General features: G+C 69.0%; 13 protein-coding genes and 2 pseudogenes. 7 read left to right on the plus strand and 8 right to left on the minus strand.

The genetic code is table 11. The features are described from left to right. Positions 1–127: 127 nt before the first annotated feature. From ACH4TV_RS46510 to ACH4TV_RS46525, 4 genes are all read right to left on the minus strand, one after another. Complete coding sequence (locus tag ACH4TV_RS46510; RefSeq protein ID WP_398407533.1) at positions 128–808, minus strand: adenylate kinase; 681 nt, start codon at positions 806–808, stop codon at positions 128–130. Between the two features lie 271 nt (positions 809–1079). Further along, a complete protein-coding gene (locus ACH4TV_RS46515) occupies positions 1080–1766 on the minus strand; it encodes a hypothetical protein (protein ID WP_398407534.1) in 687 nt (228 codons plus the stop codon). Between the two features lie 172 nt (positions 1767–1938). Then, complete coding sequence (locus ACH4TV_RS46520) at positions 1939–2256, minus strand: hypothetical protein (RefSeq protein WP_398407535.1); 318 nt, start codon at positions 2254–2256, stop codon at positions 1939–1941. 270 nt (positions 2257–2526) lie between these two features. Beyond that, positions 2527–3150 (minus strand): hypothetical protein, encoded by a 624-nt coding sequence (locus ACH4TV_RS46525; RefSeq protein WP_398407536.1) that lies wholly within the window; start codon positions 3148–3150, stop codon positions 2527–2529. A gap of 107 nt (positions 3151–3257) precedes the next feature. Between ACH4TV_RS46525 and ACH4TV_RS46530 the strand changes: the two genes are divergently transcribed. Further along, positions 3258–3707 (plus strand): hypothetical protein, encoded by a 450-nt coding sequence (locus ACH4TV_RS46530; RefSeq protein ID WP_398407537.1) that lies wholly within the window; start codon positions 3258–3260, stop codon positions 3705–3707. 350 nt (positions 3708–4057) lie between these two features. Here ACH4TV_RS46530 and ACH4TV_RS46535 read toward each other — a convergent pair. The 3 genes and pseudogenes from ACH4TV_RS46535 to ACH4TV_RS46545 all read right to left on the minus strand — a co-directional run. Further along, a pseudogene (locus tag ACH4TV_RS46535) lies at positions 4058–4570 on the minus strand (transposase); the annotation flags it as partial. A gap of 316 nt (positions 4571–4886) precedes the next feature. Then, positions 4887–6647 carry a S8 family peptidase gene (locus ACH4TV_RS46540; RefSeq protein WP_398407557.1) on the minus strand — a complete coding sequence of 587 codons (1761 nt, stop codon included), beginning with the start codon at positions 6645–6647 and terminating at the stop codon, positions 4887–4889. A 284-nt stretch (positions 6648–6931) separates the two neighbouring features. Beyond that, positions 6932–7096: a hypothetical protein gene (locus ACH4TV_RS46545; protein ID WP_398407538.1), complete on the minus strand. Its 165-nt coding sequence runs from the start codon at positions 7094–7096 to the stop codon at positions 6932–6934. Between ACH4TV_RS46545 and ACH4TV_RS46550 the strand changes: the two genes are divergently transcribed. The 6 genes from ACH4TV_RS46550 (at position 7095) to ACH4TV_RS46575 (ending at position 14899) form a co-directional block, all read left to right on the plus strand. Beyond that, a complete protein-coding gene (locus ACH4TV_RS46550) occupies positions 7095–7406 on the plus strand; it encodes a UDP binding domain-containing protein (RefSeq protein WP_398407558.1) in 312 nt (103 codons plus the stop codon). The two genes, ACH4TV_RS46545 and ACH4TV_RS46550, sit on opposite strands and share 2 nt — an antisense overlap. A 1032-nt stretch (positions 7407–8438) precedes the next feature. Further along, entirely contained in the window at positions 8439–11420 is a 2982-nt protein-coding gene (locus ACH4TV_RS46555) for a hypothetical protein (protein WP_398407539.1), read from the plus strand. A gap of 14 nt (positions 11421–11434) precedes the next feature. Further along, positions 11435–13738 carry a hypothetical protein gene (locus tag ACH4TV_RS46560; protein ID WP_398407540.1) on the plus strand — a complete coding sequence of 768 codons (2304 nt, stop codon included), beginning with the start codon at positions 11435–11437 and terminating at the stop codon, positions 13736–13738. Next, positions 13728–13952: a hypothetical protein gene (locus ACH4TV_RS46565; RefSeq protein ID WP_398407541.1), complete on the plus strand. Its 225-nt coding sequence runs from the start codon at positions 13728–13730 to the stop codon at positions 13950–13952. The genes ACH4TV_RS46560 and ACH4TV_RS46565 overlap by 11 nt, the downstream gene beginning before the upstream one ends. Before the next feature lie 53 nt (positions 13953–14005). After that, complete coding sequence (locus ACH4TV_RS46570; RefSeq protein ID WP_398407542.1) at positions 14006–14440, plus strand: protein-glutamine glutaminase family protein; 435 nt, start codon at positions 14006–14008, stop codon at positions 14438–14440. A 228-nt stretch (positions 14441–14668) separates the two neighbouring features. Then, positions 14669–14899: an e9imm peptide gene (locus ACH4TV_RS46575; RefSeq protein WP_398407543.1), complete on the plus strand. Its 231-nt coding sequence runs from the start codon at positions 14669–14671 to the stop codon at positions 14897–14899. A gap of 9 nt (positions 14900–14908) precedes the next feature. Here the strand turns inward: ACH4TV_RS46575 and ACH4TV_RS46580 are convergent. Continuing rightward, positions 14909–15696 (minus strand): annotated as a pseudogene (locus ACH4TV_RS46580) (IS5 family transposase). Between the last annotated feature and the right edge of the window lie 11 nt (positions 15697–15707).

The raw sequence follows: 15707 nt of genomic DNA on the forward strand, positions 1-15707 counted from the left end.
AGGCTCAGTGCGGGGCATTCCCGCACAGTGGTGCGCATCGCCGTCGGCAAGCCAGCGGGCGGGCGGGCTTACAACCCTCGGCGGCGGTAGCCAGGGGGGGCAGCCCCGCACCTTCCCAGCGGAGCGGTCAGCAACTCGACGCGCCGGAGGCATCGACCTGCCCGTCGCCGATCGCGACCAGCGCGCGGTCCAGGACCTCCTGAACCTGGCCGAGGGCCGAGATCGTGGTCACCAGGCCCTGAGCTTGATAGTGGTCGACGACCGGCGCCGTTTCACTGCGATAGACCTCCAGTCGCTTACGAACGGTTGTCTCTCGGTCGTCATCTCGCTGGTACAGCTCACCGCCGCAGACGTCGCAGGCTCCTGCCACTTCAGGCGGGCTGTAGTGGACGTGAAAGATGTGTTCGCGGTCCTGACGGCACAGCCGTCGTCCAGCGATCCGCCTGACCACCTGGGTCTCGGGAATCTCCAGGTCCAGCACGGCATCCAGCCTCGACTCCGAGTCGGCCAGGATGCCGTCCAGTGCCTCCGCCTGGGCAAGATTGCGGGGGAAGCCGTCCAGCAGGAATCCGCGCTCGGTGTCCGGGCGGGCAAGGCGTTCTTTGATCACTTCGATGGTGACCTCGTCCGGTGCCAGAAGGCCGGCGCGTATGTGCGTGTGGGCGTTCTGCCCGAGCTCGGTGCCCTGATCGATGTGCTCTCGGAAAAGGTCACCGGTGGAGATGTGCTGGATCGACAGATGCGCGGCAAGGCGCACTGCCTGCGTGCCCTTGCCAGCTCCGGGCGGCCCGATCCGGAGGATGCGCATCGATGAGGTGTCCCTTCGCCATGTGTGGCCATCAAGCCGTCTCGGTGACACACGATCGCCGCGCACCGATGTCATTGCCCATCCGGTAAGCCACCCCCTGACGGTGGGGACAACTACACCATGGGACATCGTCGCGTTGACGTTGATGCGCCTCCGGTCTCGGTCCCTGATCGTTCGGACAGAGCCAGGTCCAGGCCGAAAACAATGAGCACCGTTCCGGTGGCCGATCAGGGTTCAGAACCACGTACGCAGCAGCGCCGTGACGCATGCGTCACGCCTCCTCATGCCAGGGGAAGCCATCCGGGTCCGCGGCGGCACGGGTCCAGACCCGCTCATCGTCATGACCGCGGATCTGGTCCAGGAACGGGAAGTCCTCCGGCTGCACGGCCAGTTTGGCGACAGGGGTCACTGGTACGGGACTTGCCCATTGGGCCAGCTGCACCGAGACATCGCCGACCCGCATCCGCGGCTGCAGCTCGAAACTGCCTGCGGGCAGCAGGTAAACCGTGCCGGGGCGCCAGGGCTGTTGCTTCAGCGCCTGCGCGCTGATGGAGAAGTAGTAGTGCGGCTCGCCGAGCCGCTCGCTGCCGTTGGCGAAGCGGGCGCAGCCGTTGATCAACGACATCGGGTGGCGGTCCCGGTGCAGGATCGCGTAGTACATCGGCCAGAGCCCGTCGCCGGCGGCGAAGACCGCGCGCCGGTTGCCGAACTCGCTGCTGTCATCCGGCTGCCGGGGCTCGAAGCGGCTGATCGCCGGGTCGCCCGAGCCGTGCAACAGCAGTCTGCCGCGGTCTGCGGCATGGCAGAGGAACTGCCATTTCGGCGCCTCGAGCCGGTAGTCGATGGGCTCATCGGGACCGTTCGCGAGCGCTTCCTCCAGCAGCCGGTCGAAGGATGCCGACGTGCTGCGGTCCGGTGGCGGAGCGGGACGCGTCATCCAGTACGCAGGCAGCTTCATCAGAGCAACCTATCCACCGCACCGTTTGGGACACCACGAATCCGGCTGGATGTGCTCCCCGGGTCAGCAGCGAAGCAGGCCGACCACCGGCAAGATCCGGCTCATCGCCGTCACCGCTGGCCATGACGCCCGATCACTCGCCGAAATATGAAACAAGCACTGACCTTGTTGTTTAACCACAGGCGTTCGGCGAGATCGAGGCAATGGTGACCTGCGCGGTCCAGGACCCGGGTTCCCGGGGCGGATCCCAGGTCACGTTGACGCGTACTTTGTGGAAGTCGTGTGCGAGTCCCATCACCATGGTCGCCGCGGCGGCCCGTGCCTCGGCTGGGCCAGCGGTGACCGGAACGTCGGCGAGATGCCCGCAGAGCATCCCCCCTTCCGCGGTGAGGACACTGTGACGCCAGCCTTCTGGCGTCGTGAGCAGGACGATGCCCTTCGGCATGCCGAAGGGAGGTCGTCTCTGCTTCTCCCGCTTTCGTCTCACCATGGAGGCATCCAACCTCGTCGGCTTGCTGACGGTTCAGGCGGGCGGAGCTTCAGGGCCCTCGGGGGGGATCGGAACGGTCAGTAGCGACATCTGGCCGATCTTGATTCAGGTTCGATGACCGGCCCTGTTTCTGCTGATCAAGGCCCCTACGGGGCCCGCACCGCCCGACCGCGCTGCATCCCTTCCGCTCTCCCCGGCTGCCGGACGCAGTCCAGAGGCCGTGGAACGTGAAGAGGACACGCAGCACAGGACGACGCCCCGGACCGGACATCACGGTGCGAGGAAGACAACCCCGCTGCGGTCTTCCTGCATCCGGGCCACCCGGACAGCAGCGCCGAAGGCGATGCCACGGAAGTACTCCGCCTTCACCTGCTCGACCGGAATGATGTCCTCCTCCGCCGCAGCACTCAAGTGTGCCTTGACGCCCTTCTCCCACGCGACGGCCGACACGCAGGGACGGGAGATCCACGCGTCGAAAAGGACCGCCTGGGCGATCTTGGCCTCGCCCTCATGCGCCATGATCCGCTTCCGGACCTGCGCTTTGTCCTCCTTCTTCGTCCGGCCGACCTTGACGTACGACAGCTTCGAGCACATGGACCGGAAGAACAGGACGTACAGCCGGTCACCGACGACGTTGAGTGAACCCCCCTTGTACTCCAGGTCCCTCCACGACTGGTGCCGTACCGCCGCGACGACCTCCGCGGGCGGCAGACGCCCGGTGTCGAAGTAGTCGCCCAGCAGTACCTTCGCCGTCATGGAGTCCAGGTACGGGTTCCTGGACTGCACGTTCAGCCTCGTCGTCGGCAACGCCTGCTGCTCCCACTGCGGCGCATCGGCGACGGATTGCTGCTCGTCGCCGAAGTACTGCTCGGTGTAGAGGTCCTCTTCTCGCATGTCCGAGATTGTGGTCCGGCAGCGCCGCCGGCAGAAGAACACCTCGGCCAAGGGTCACCTGCCGGATACCCCGTCCCGGCAAAGGCGATGCCCCATACAGTGCTCCCATGGCCTATGACGAAGAGACCGGGACCATCCGAGACGTGTTCGTGGTGGAACGCCCGGCTGGGACGAGCCTCTCGGATTCGAGCAGTCCCGGGGGGATCAGCGCCCTCCTGCGGGACGCCGCTAACGTGCTCGCTGGACACGCCGTGCTCTACCCGGCCGGCACCGAACTCGACGAGATCAGGGCTGAGGCGAGGGAAGAAGGCCGTCAGGAAGGCGTCGCGAACGGCGTGGTGATCGGCGTCGCCGCCACCGTCGCCGCCGCCGCGCTCGGTGCCGTCGCTGTGAAGGCCGCGCCGCACATCAAGAGCAAGCTCAACGGCCTCAGGTCGAAGTTGAACCGCAAGCCCGAGGACACCGCCGAGACGGGCCCCCTCCAGGCCGGGCCGGAACCGTCCGCCACGAAGGACGAGGAGCCCCCGCGCCGAAATCGGCACCTGCACGTGGCGTGAGGCCCCCTGCCGCATGTGCCCTCGCGAGGCAGAGCGGGCCCGAAGTCTGTCGGGCGTGACGCCTACTCACCGAGGACATGCTGCACAGCGTCCTCCGGCGCCGCGCGCTCGGCGAGTCCGTGGAGCGGATTCCGCCCGACCTGATCATCCCCACCGCAAACGCAAGGGACACAGCCCCTCCGTCGCCAGCATCTACCGCGCCCTCGCGGAACACGAGAAGGCCCAGGCGTATCCCGAAGCCGTCGAGGCCGCGCAGGCCGACTTCACCGCGCTGCGCCAGCAATCGGCAACCACGCCCACCAGCGCCTGACGGAGCCGCTACTCACCGGTCCGATCCTCCCCAAGGGCCTTCAGGTGCCGCGCCGGGGCTTGGTGCCGACTTTGTGGTGGGTGGGACGGGTGAACACCTCGCCGGTGGCGAGGACTTTGCCCACGTCGTGTCGGGTGGCCGGGCGGCGGTTCTTCGAGCCTGGCAGCCTGCCTGGGCCGGGGTGGGACGGTTTTGGTGCACCAGCCGGGGAGCCGGTCTTCGCGTGCAGGTTCCTGAACCCTCTGCGAACCCGGGCGGGTGTGAGCTTGTTCGGCTCGGCCGGCTTCTCCCAGGGCCTGCGGAGGTCGGTGGCCAGCGGGCGAGCGACCCGGAGCTGGGCATAGGCAGCGATCACGATCCAGGTCCACCGGTCGGCCGCTTCCGAGCTGCGAAGCCGGGGCTTGGTCCAGCCGAGGGTCTGCGTGAACAGGCGGAATGGGTGCTCGATGTCGAAGCGGCGAAGGAAGCACTGCCAGCAGCGGTCGACATCCGTTTCGGTGGCGCCGGTGCGCGACCACCCCACCCAGACCGGCTTGTTGACCCCGCCGCTGGGCTCCTCGGGGCCGCAGCACGCGCAGCCGCGGCCCCGCTGCCCGTACGGTCAGCGCGGACACGGCCCCCTGCAGTTCCTCAGGGAGGCGCACGGTGAGCTGGACACCGGCCCGGAGGCCGTCCGCGGCCTTCCTGGACGCTTCCGGCATACGGGCCCCGACCGCGGCGTACACCGCCGCCGAGGCCCCTATGCCCTCTGCCGCCCTGCAGTTCGCAGCCCTGGCCGAACAGAGCGCAGCCCGCCTTGTCCGCGGCCGCGGGCGGGGAGCTGTCGCCGGCGCAGTGCGTGCTGTACGCGGGCGTTGCCGGGCCCTGCGCTAGAAGGTCAGATTCCAGGCGTCGATCTTGCCTGTGTCGGAGGCGGCGTTGTCGTTGACGCGCAGCTTCCAGGTGCCGTTCGCGACCTCCGAGGAGGCGTTCACGGTGTAGGTCTGGGCGATGTTGTCGGCGCTGCCGCCGGCGCGGTTGTGCAGCGTGTAGACGGTGCCGTCCGGCGCCACCAGGTCGACCTTCAGGTCACCGATGTAGGTGTGCTTGATGTCCACACCCACCTTGAGGGTGGCCGGGGCGTTGCCGGTCACGCCAGTGACGGCGATCGGGCTCTCCACGGTCGCGTTGTCGGTGACGGCGAAGTCCGCGAGGTTCTCGAAGTACTTGCCGGGCGGCGGGGTGGCCCCGACGGCCTTGAGGGCGTCGACCTGTCCCTCGCCGAAGAACGAGTTGCTGGCCGTCGTGCCCGTGCAGCGGCTGTCCGAGGGGCAGGCGATGTCGTTGGCCTGGGCGGCCAGCTTGGCGCGGATCTGCGCCGGGGTGATGCCCGGGTCGGCACTGGCGATGAGTGCCGCCACCCCGGCCACGTGCGGGGCGGCCATCGAGGTGCCGCTCTTGCTGCCGTAGCCGCCGCCGGGGACGGTGGAGTACACGCTGCTGCCCGGCGCCGCGACGTCGATGACGCCCTGCCCGTAGTTGGAGAACGAGGCCTTGGTGACGCCCGTACCGTTGGCCGCGACCGTGACCACGCCCGGCAGCTCGGTCGGGATGTCGAGGCAGGCATTGGTGATGGTGCGGGTGACCGGCGTCGAGTCGTTCGGGCTCGCGGAGTCGGTCGTCTTGTGGGCGAGATCGTAGTTCTCGTTGCCCGCGGCGGCGATCTGGAGGGAGCCCTTGCCCTCGGCGTACTCCTGGGCGCGCTTGACGCCCTCGATGATGGCGGCCTGGTCGATGTTGTCCGGGCAGTTGAACTGCCACGGGTCCGTGTAATAGCTGTTGTTGGTGACCTTGAAGCCGTGGTCACCGGCCCAGACGAAGCCGCAGATGGTGTTCTCGGCGAAGAAGAAGGCGTTGCCCGGCTCGGCGACCCGGACCGCGGAAATCGTCACCCCGGGAGCCACGCCGACGACGCCCTTGCCGTTCTTGGCCGCGGCGACGGTGCCCGCTACGTGGGTGCCGTGCGTGTCGACGTCCCGCCAGGCGCCGGCACGGGTGTCGGGCTTGCCGTAGGCGCAGGAGACCGAGTCGGCCGCGTTGAAGTTGGGCGCCAGGTCCTGGTGCTGGTCGTCCACACCGGTGTCCAGGATGCCGACCTTGACCGAGGCGGAGCCCGGGTTCACGGCCCAGGCCTGGTCGGCCTTGATCTGGCTCATGTCGGCCCGGACCGGTTCGCCGGCCGGGGTCGAGGCCTGAGCCGGATTGGCCGGGAGCGCCGGGTTGTAGGCGTCGGCCGGGACGTCCGAGGTGCGCGTGGCGCCGACCTGCTGCACGCCGGCGACGCCGCGCATGGTGGCGGCGAATCCGCTGGACGCCGAGTGGGCGACGATCACGCCGATGGCGTCGAAGTTCGAGAAGACGGTGCCGCCGTTGGCCTCGATCGCGGAGCGGACCGCCGAACTGTCACCGGGGGCGGTGATCACGAGGTAGGCACGCGTGCCGGCCACCCAGGTCGCACTCTGGGAAGCCGGCACGGCGGCCGGAGCCTGAGCCTTGGCGGCCGGCACGGTGGAGGGGACGACGGGGAGCGTGCCCGCGAGGGCGCCCGGAGCGCCGAACGCGAGGGCGGCGCCGAGCGTGGCCGCCAGCACCAGCGTGCGTCTGGAGCGGCCGGATATGTGGGGTATCAAAGCGTCCTCCGAAGACGGCCCGGCCGTGCTGAGGGCAGCGGCCGGGCCGTACGAAACGAGTGGTGGATGCAAGATGTCAGACGGGTCCTCCTGTACGGAAGTACCTTTCCGTGCCGGGGCGTTATAGGGGCATGGCTGAAAAGAGACGTACTCCGGGCATTGAGGGGGGCGGGATCCACTCGGAGCTCGGCGACATCGACCGCGCCCTGGCCTACGCCGTCGACCTGGTGCCGGCCGTGCTGCCCTCACCAGAGCGCCGGATCCGCGCCGCGACCGACACCGCCCGCACTCTGGTGGCCGTCGGCGACGTGCCGGCCACGTCCGTCCAGCTGCAACTCGTGGAGCGGACCGCGCCGCTGACGACGGATCAGCGTCTGGGGCGCCGCCTTCAAACCCGACACCGACGACATCCGCGACTCCCCCGCCCTCGCCCACAAACTCCACGAACTCGGCGCCACCGTTACCGTCACCGACCCCCGGGCCCTCGACAACGCCCGCAAGACGCACCCCGAACTCGACTACATCGACGACCCGATCGCCGCCGTCCAGGACGCCGACCTCCTGCTGCACCTGACCGAGCGGCCGCCGTTCTCCCCCATCGACCCCCACCGTCTCGCCACCCGAGCCGGGCAGCCGCGGGTCATCGGCAGCCTCGGCACCCTCAACCCGGCCACCTGGCGCGAAGCCGGATGGACCTTCCGCGCCCTCGGACGCCCCTGAAACGCAACACGCACAGGCGGCCTCGGCCACCCCTCGCCGGGGCGGCCGGGGCCCGTTTCATGAGGCAGGACAGGCGTTCCAGCGAGGCCTGGCAGCCCTCACACAGTGCGTGGAACGGGAAGCTGGGCGTGTGGGTCTCGAACACCAAGTCGCGGTGGGACAGACTCACCCCCGAACAGCAGACCGTCCTCGACTCCCTGGACCTGCCCTGGACAAAAGCCGCACCCGTGCCGGCCCCATCCGGCAGCCCGGCGCCGACGGATCGCTGCTCCACATCCCCCGGAGAGCGACGACAACGACCTGCCCGAGCCCCTAGGTGAAGTCGTCGTGAGAGCGCCGTGGGGCCAGCAGACCGCCCTGTAAGAGCACCCGGACCGGGACATCAACACCCCCACCCAGCCCCGCTATCCGCTGTTCGGCGGTGCCGAACACAAGTTCGCCCCCCACCCCGTCGCCGAGGTGTGCGCCTTCGTGGGGGAGGACGACACCGACGACATCCTCGCCGACGGCTACGTGCCCTCCACGGGCCCCGGCGAGTACACCACCAGCGATGAAGGCGGATCCGCGACCGTCACCGTGCAGGACTTCGGCTGGCCCCACAGCGCACCGACACCCTGCTCGTCCCAGGAGACCTGCCTCCGGGACCGCAGATCGGATCGAGTGACACACGAGCGCGTCGCCGCCACGGGACGAGCCCCCGGATTCGTATGCGTCACCGGTGCGTTGAGCTCGTGCCCAACGACACTCTCGCTCATACCTCGACGGTAGGCGGCCCGGGGTGTCTTGCCGAATCGACACCGGGAAAGCCGCGGCGTAGGCTCGAAATCGAAGCCTGACTCCCTGCCCGCGTTGTACGCATTCCCCTCGCGGAAGCAGTGGCGCGGTCGCCTCAGACCGTTCCCGTTGCCACGCGACGGTCCACCCCCGGGACCCGGGCTCACATCCCACGCTGACGGCGTATCAACCGTTGTTCAAGGCGGCGCCGGACGCGTCCCCGGCCTGGTTCCAGGCCCATTGGACGGGAAGATTCCGATGCCCACCTTCTACGACGGCTCGGTCAAGGGCCACATCACCAAGGACGGCGCCAACGTCACGCACATCCGGCACAGCCAGGAGCTCCAGGCCAGCGAGGAGAACGATCCCGTCGAGGCTGCGAGCGCCTACCTCAGGGAAGCCGCGGACGTGCTCGGGCTGGCGCGGCCGCAACTCGGCAACCTGCGCATGAGGGCAGCGGCCATGGCGCCCGAGGAGAAGGACGTCGAGTACCGGATCGAGAACGACAAGAGGCTCTTCGACGCAACGACCGTCGCCTTCACGCAGACCTACTTCGACGTGCCGGTGTTCCGTCGCGGAATCTCGGTCAAGGTGAAGCACGGGCCGAACCGGATCGTCGGCGTCACGAACAACACGCAACCCGACCTGGAAGGCACGCTGCCGAGCGAGGAGCGGATCGACTCCTACCGCAAGCTCTTCCAGGACGGCGCCGGATTCCTCGGCCGCGTCGCGCACCGCGCCGAGGCGGAGGCGGAGGCCGAGATCCCGGCCGAGGTGAAGGAAGCGACACGCGTCGTCCGGCGCACGCTCGGTCTCACCGGGAAGGCCGCTGAGAAGCGGAACGGCGAGAGCGCCGAGACCGGTCTGATGAACGGACGGTTCGTCGCCTACCGCTACCAGCCGGAACTTCGCTTCGCCGGCAAGCCGACACCCCCCGACGAGGACCTGCCGGGCCCCTCGGACGAGGTGGGGGCCCCGACCGGGGAGGACACCACACCGCCGTTCCCGGACATCGCTCCGGTCGACGGGTCGATCGAGCCCGGACGCACGTACCTGTGCGCCGAGATGGTCGTCCGGCACGACGTTCCCGGGTACGGCAATCTGGTCTGGCTCCTCCTCTCCGAGGTAGAGACCGGCTCCGTCCTCTACGTCGAGTGCCAGACCTGCTTCGTCAACGGCATGGTCTTCCGTGTCGACCCCAATGTGGGCACCGGTGATCTGACCGTCACCGCTGACGACAGCGACGCGATCCTGCACAACCACGACTCGAGCGAGGTCCTCCGCCATCTCGACGCTCCGGTCAACGGGTCCCAGAAACTGCGGGGCACGTTCGTGGTCATCCAGGACGTCGAAGCTCCGAACCAGGCCCCTCCCACCCGTCCGTCGGGGTCGGACTTCAACTTCGCGCCGCGGACCAATGACTTCGCGGCGGTCAACGCCTATTACCACCAGACCCAGTTGTTCCGCAGGATCGCCGACCTGGGCTTCCCGATCGCAAGCTACTTCGACGGGACGGAATTCCCCATCCCGGTCGACCACCGCGGCACAGGCACGGATGCCATCAACGCGCACTGGACGCCCAACGGCGTCGGCGGCACAGGCCACATGTGCTACTCCCTGTGCGACCTCACCAACACCGCCCAGCCCTTGGGCCGCGCGGTCGACCCGTGGGTGCACTGGCACGAGATGGGTGGTCACGGATCTCTCGGAGACCACGTGGACCAGGGCACGTTCGGATTCGCCCACAGCGCCGGAGACGGCCTGGCCGCGCTGCAGATGGACCCCGAGTCCGCGTTGCGGGGGACAACGGAGCGGTTCCGCTACGCACCGTTCCGGCCCTTGGTTTCGCGTCGCTTCGACCGCACGTGGCTCTGGGGCGGACCCGAGGACGACGAGAACTACAAGAGTGAGGAGATCCTGGCCACCTGCCACTTCCGGATCTACCGCGCGATAGGCGGCGACCACCCGGACCTGGGAAGGCGGCTGTTCGCCTCCCGCACCGCGACGTACCTGATCCTGCGCGCCATCGGACAGCTCACTCCCGGCACCAACCCCGACAACGTGGACCCCGTCACCATGAACCGGGTCCCCGGCCGCGGCGCCCAGCTGTGGTGCGAGGAGCTGCAGGGGGCGGACCTGGAGAACTGGCTGTCCGAGGGTCTGTCCGGCGGTGCCTACAACAAGGTGATCCGCTGGGGGTTCGAGAAGCAGGGATCGTACGGCGGCAAGCCGCCGGACGTCGACGTGTACATCGACGACGGCCGCGCCGGGGAGTACGAGTTCCAGCCGGTGCACTGGGCGAATCAGTCGATGTGGAACCGAAACGCGCCCGACGGTCTGCCCGGACACCAGAACGCCATCGCGGGCACGAAGAACTTCTTCTACGTGCAGGTCAAGAACCGCGGTACCTCGGCGTCGGGGACCGTGACCGTCCAGGGCTACCACTGCCTGCCCGGAGCAGGGCTCAGCTGGCCGGGCGACTTCACGCCCATGTCGCCGGCGGCGGGGCTGACCGCGCCCGGTGTCGCGGCGAACAACGCGGCGGACGTCGTGTTCGGTCCGTTCGAGTGGGTGCCCAACGAGAACGTCCACGGCCACGACTGCGCGCTGCTGATCGCCTCCACGGCGGGCGACCCGAGCAACGTGGTGCACTTCACCGGCTCGGAGTCGATCGAGGAATGGCGGCTGGTGCCGAACGACAACAACATCGGCCAGCGCAACGTCGCCCTCGTGCCCGGCGGCGCGGGCCCGGAGGCCCTGATCTCGTCGATGGCCGACGCGGTCTTCGTCGCCGGCAACAGCCGGACCCGGCCCGCGTTCATGGAGCTCAGGGTCACCATGCCGACCGTCCTCGCGAACAAGGGGTGGGCGTTCGATCTCAACGACGCGGCGAACGGATTCCGGCTGAACCCGGGCGAGAAGCGGAGGTTGAAGCTGCAGCTGGTGCCGGGCGCGTCGTTCACCGCCGAGGAGCTGCAGACCGCCGGCGACCAGACGATCGAGGTGTCCCTGCTGGCCGACGGGATGGAGATCGGCGGGATGCGCTACACCGTCGATCCCGGCCTGACAGCGGATGCGGAAGGCGGCGGGCTGAGCGGGCTGAGCGCACGCGCCGACGGCGCGCCGGCGCACGGTCTGCTCGAACGCCTAGGCGTCGACGGAGCGGACGTCACGAAGGTCACGGTGCGGAAGATCAACCTGGACATCGAGTTCGGTCATCCGGACTCCGGCTCCGGCTGACCCGGGAGGGGACCATGGCCGGCAACTGGGAAGTGGCTCCACCTCCGAAGACGGTCGACGGACTGCTCGCCGTCCCGGTCGACATCAGCTCCATCACGGCGTCGATCGTCTTCGACGGTACGTCTGCTTCGGCCTCGGCCGACGCGACCCTCACCTACACCGTGGGGCCGACGGCCGGGAACCCCTTCTTCGACCTGCGTCAGTCGGTCTCCCAGGCATGGCTGGACGGTACGCCGTTCCCCGCGGCCAAGCTGGCCCACCATGCCTTCGGCACCGGTCCCTTCACCGATCTGCGCGTCATCGAGGCGAGCCAGAGCGCGGGGTCGGTGCACACCCTGCGCGTTCGGTACCCCCTGGCCGTCCCGGACAGCCAGCTCGGCGGCTCCTACCTGCCGAGAATCGAGTGGGCGCCGGGTCCCCGGCTGACCTTCGCGCTCGCACTGTCCGACTTGAACCGCGCCCGCTACCTCGAGGCCTGGCTGCCGGCCAACCTGCAGTTCGACCAGTACTCCATCGACCTGGACATCCGGATCGACAACACGGCCGTCCCACACTCGGTGATCACCAACGGCTCCGTCACCGAACTCGCCGCCCGCCACTGGACGGTGGCGTTCCCGGCCCGGTTCAGCTCGGTGTCCCCCCTGCTGGAGATCCGGGCGTCCGACACGGTCGAGCGGACCACCGGAACCGTGATGCTGCCGGTGTCCGGCAAGACGGTCACCATCGAGGTGTGGCGGCCGGCCGGCTCGGCCGTCGACCCCACGGCTCAGATCGCCGCGATCCGTACCCTCCTCGTCGACAACGAGATCGGCTATGGCGGCTACCTCCATGACGACCGGTACGTCGCGTACTTCACCGGCAGCGGGGGCATGGAGTACGAAGGAGGGACGACCACGTCCGCCGGCGCCCTCCTCCACGAGACGTTCCACAGCTGGTTCGCCCGCGGCCTCAAGCCCGCAGACCAGTCCGACGGGTGGTGGGACGAGGGCTTCACCACGTTCCACGACGACGGAGCGAACGACGCCGTCCCCCTCGACTTCACTGCCCCGCCCGTAGCCCTGTGCTCGCGGGACCCCTGGCAGCGCCACACTCCGACCGCCTCCTACGTCTCGGGCAGCGCGCTCTTCAAGGGACTGGCCGCAATGACGGGCGCCGGGCCCCTCAACACCCACATGCGGTCCCTGTACGAGTCCCAGGCGGGCGGGCTGCCACTGTCAACCGAGCGGTTGGAGGAGCATCTGGTCGCGCGCAGCGGCGACGTCCGGGTGGTGCACGCCTTCCACCGGTTCGTCTACGGCCTGCCCGACCCCTTCCCGGCTCCCGCCCTCTGGCTGCGCGACGATATCGCCGATCCCGGGGCGGACAACTGGGCGGGCGTGTTCTGGGACTCCCCCGATCTCTGGGTCCGCACCGGCGACGACGGTGGCACCACCCACCAGAATCCGGAGTACGGCCAGGACAACTGGTTCCACGCGCGGGTGCGCAACCGGGCCGGTGGCGGTGCGGCGGCGCACTTCGTGGTGACGTTCCGGGCGACCGGGTATGCGGGGACGGAGTTCGTCTTCCCGGCCGACTTCTTCGAGGCCACAGCGGTGAAGGCCGAGTTCGACCTGGCGCCGGGAGAGAGCCGCATCGTCAAGGCCCGCTGGCCCAAGGCGTCCGTGCCGGCGCCCGGATCCCATACCTGTGTGGTCGCCTCGGTGCTGAGCCGCTTCGACGATCCCGCGGCCGGCGGCCATGTCTGGCAGGCCGGGAATCTCGCGCAGAAGAGCCTCACCGTGGTCGACCTGGCACCGGGAGAGTACGTCGTCGTCCCGGTCGTACTGACCAACCGGCTCGGCGGGGAGCAGCTCGTGCACGTACGGCGTTCCGATCCCGGGCTACAGGTCGCAGTGGTCCACCGCTCGGCCGAACTGCTCAAGAACGCGGGCCTGGACCCCCGTCCGCTCGTCGACGATCCGGTGCGGTCCCGTGCGCGGGAGGCTGCGCCGCAGTTCGACTGTGGCGGAGTCGCACCCTCGGCGCCGGTCGCTCCCATCGCGCGCGCCGTGTTGGCCTCGGCCGACCTCGATGCCGTCCTGCGGCGGTTCCCCGACGCGTGGCAGGCCGAGCTGCCCGACGAGCCGGTGCCGCTCGGCGCCGACCCGTTCTCACCACTCGTCGTCGGCCTGAAGGTCGAACTCCCGGAGGGATGGGAACCAGGACACGGCCATCGAGTCGACCTCGTACAGCGACGGGCCGACACGGGTCGGATCGTCGGAGGTGTCGCCGTACTCCTCAACGCCTCAACACCGTCAGGAGACCGGGATGAGGGATGAGAACGCGATCATCGCCACCTCGATCATCATCGAGGAGCCCGCCGAGGAGGGCGGCGACACCACCATCGTGCTCGACGTGCGACGGGCCCGCCTCGACGCGGCGGACCCGAGGTCGACGGGATACCGGACGGTGCTGGAGCAGCCGCGTGAGCAACGCCGGCCGGTGTACGTCGAAGTAGGAAGCGGTGGTGGGACTGGCTCGGATGGTGGCTGAGCTGCCCGTCGGCGGCGAGGGCCCAGGACAACTTCGACCAGCTCGACGCCACGATGGCCCGCGCCAACGAGATGTGCCGACTGATGATCAATAATCTCCGGTCTCCCAACAAGGTGTGGATCAGCGGCAACCTGCACGTCGACACGAAGAACAACCCCAACTGCGTCGTGTACTGGGGCTGGCACGTCGCGCCCACCCTGTGCGTCCGCAGGTACTTGTTTCTTGACCCGGTGGATGGTTCTGGACCCCTCGCTGTTCACCACGCCGTCTCGGTCGCCACGGGACGGCGGCACCGATCCCATGTACACCCACACGAATTACTACCTCGCCATGTACCGGACCGCCCTGCTCAACCGGTCGATCCAAAAGGGGTCGCCGCCGTAAGCGCACTGCCCGTGAGCACGCCCATCAGCTTCTCCGATCCTCAGGCTCCCCGGGCAGCCCCTGCCCGAACCAGCACAACAGGGGGCGCCTCATGGAGGGGTTGAGAGAAGACCACGACGACGGAACGGTCGCCAGGGTCGCGGTGATCGACATCGTCAAGGCATCCGCAATGGTCTGCCTTGGCGTCCCGCACGACTCCATCGAGGGCCGGCGGACCCCGCAGGTCTGGAACGTCGCCTCGACCACCAACACGATGCTCGAGCTCGGCGACCGGCTAGGACCTGTCCGGGCGATCACGGATGCCATTACGGTGGCTGTGGTGGAAGGGCCTGGTGAGTGCAGTGGAGTTGAGCCGCACGGAGGCAGTCGCGCTCGTGCAGCGCATCATGGATGCGGGCTGTGCCTTCGATGACGAGGTGGCCGGTTGGCTGGGCAGGCTCGACAGAGCCCTAGCATGCCCGCCCGGCCACGTCAGTGGCTTGATCTTCTGGCCGCCGGAGCGGGACCTTTCGGCTGATGAGGTAGTCGATCAGGCCCTGGAGTATCGGCCGATCGCTTTGTGAGGCCGGGACTCACCTTCGAAGCCAGATGATCAGGGCTGCAGTGGTTGCGGTGCCGAGGAAGACGTAGCCGCGCTTGTCGTAGCGGGTAGCGATGCCGCGCCACTGCTCCTGCGGTTGAAGCACCGTTCCACGACGTTGCGTCGCTTGTAGAGCTGCTTGTCGAAGGCCGGCGGGCGCCCGCCTCGGCTGCTGCGTCGGAGCCGGTTGCGGACCTGGTCGGACCGCTCGGGAATGGTGTGGCCGATGCCCCGCCGCCTGCGCCAGGTGCGGATGGCCCGGGAGCTGTAGCCCTTGTCGCACAGCACGTGGGCGGGCCGTGTGCGGGGCCGTCCCGGGCCGATACGGGGCACCCGGATGGCTTCCACCACGGCGGTGAACTGGGTGCAGTCGTTGGTGTTGCCGCCCGCGAGCGTGAAGGCGAGCGGGCGGCCCACACTGTCGCAGGCCAGGTGGATTTTGCTGGTCAGACCGCCTCGGGAGCGTCCGAGGCCGGGACTGCGGGCCCCCCTTTTTCGGGCCCCCGCGGCGTGCTGGTGGGCGCGGACGACGGTCGAGTCGACCGACACCAGCCAGTCGATGTCCCCCGCCTCGTCGGCGTGCGCCCGGGCCGCCCGGAGCATCCGCTCGAAGGTGCCGTCCAGCGCCCACCGGCGAAAGCGGGTGTGCAGGCCGGCCCAGGGGCCGTACCGCTCCGGCACGTCCCGCCAGGCCGTCCCGGTACGGAACTTCCACACGATCCCGTTCAGCACCCTGCGGTCGTCCAGCCGCCTCCGGCCCCGCAAGGACACCGGCAGCAGTGGTCCGGCGA

It is taken from the genome of Streptomyces sp. NPDC020898, from assembly GCF_044333925.1.
In the GTDB taxonomy this organism is placed as follows: domain Bacteria; phylum Actinomycetota; class Actinomycetes; order Streptomycetales; family Streptomycetaceae; genus Streptomyces.

What these genes read in the sequence shown, in the direction of transcription:
- ACH4TV_RS46510 (WP_398407533.1), bottom strand. Translation starts at nt 808, where the DNA reads ATGCGCATCCTCCGGATCGGGCCGCCCGGAGCTGGCAAGGGCACGCAG.
- ACH4TV_RS46515 (WP_398407534.1), bottom strand. Translation starts at nt 1,766, where the DNA reads ATGAAGCTGCCTGCGTACTGGATGACGCGTCCCGCTCCGCCACCGGAC.
- ACH4TV_RS46520 (WP_398407535.1), bottom strand. Translation starts at nt 2,256, where the DNA reads ATGGTGAGACGAAAGCGGGAGAAGCAGAGACGACCTCCCTTCGGCATG.
- ACH4TV_RS46525 (WP_398407536.1), bottom strand. Translation starts at nt 3,150, where the DNA reads ATGCGAGAAGAGGACCTCTACACCGAGCAGTACTTCGGCGACGAGCAG.
- ACH4TV_RS46530 (WP_398407537.1), top strand. Translation starts at nt 3,258, where the DNA reads ATGGCCTATGACGAAGAGACCGGGACCATCCGAGACGTGTTCGTGGTG.
- ACH4TV_RS46545 (WP_398407538.1), bottom strand. Translation starts at nt 7,096, where the DNA reads ATGTCGTCGGTGTCGGGTTTGAAGGCGGCGCCCCAGACGCTGATCCGT.
- ACH4TV_RS46555 (WP_398407539.1), top strand. Translation starts at nt 8,439, where the DNA reads ATGCCCACCTTCTACGACGGCTCGGTCAAGGGCCACATCACCAAGGAC.
- ACH4TV_RS46560 (WP_398407540.1), top strand. Translation starts at nt 11,435, where the DNA reads ATGGCCGGCAACTGGGAAGTGGCTCCACCTCCGAAGACGGTCGACGGA.
- ACH4TV_RS46565 (WP_398407541.1), top strand. Translation starts at nt 13,728, where the DNA reads ATGAGGGATGAGAACGCGATCATCGCCACCTCGATCATCATCGAGGAG.
- ACH4TV_RS46570 (WP_398407542.1), top strand. Translation starts at nt 14,006, where the DNA reads ATGGCCCGCGCCAACGAGATGTGCCGACTGATGATCAATAATCTCCGG.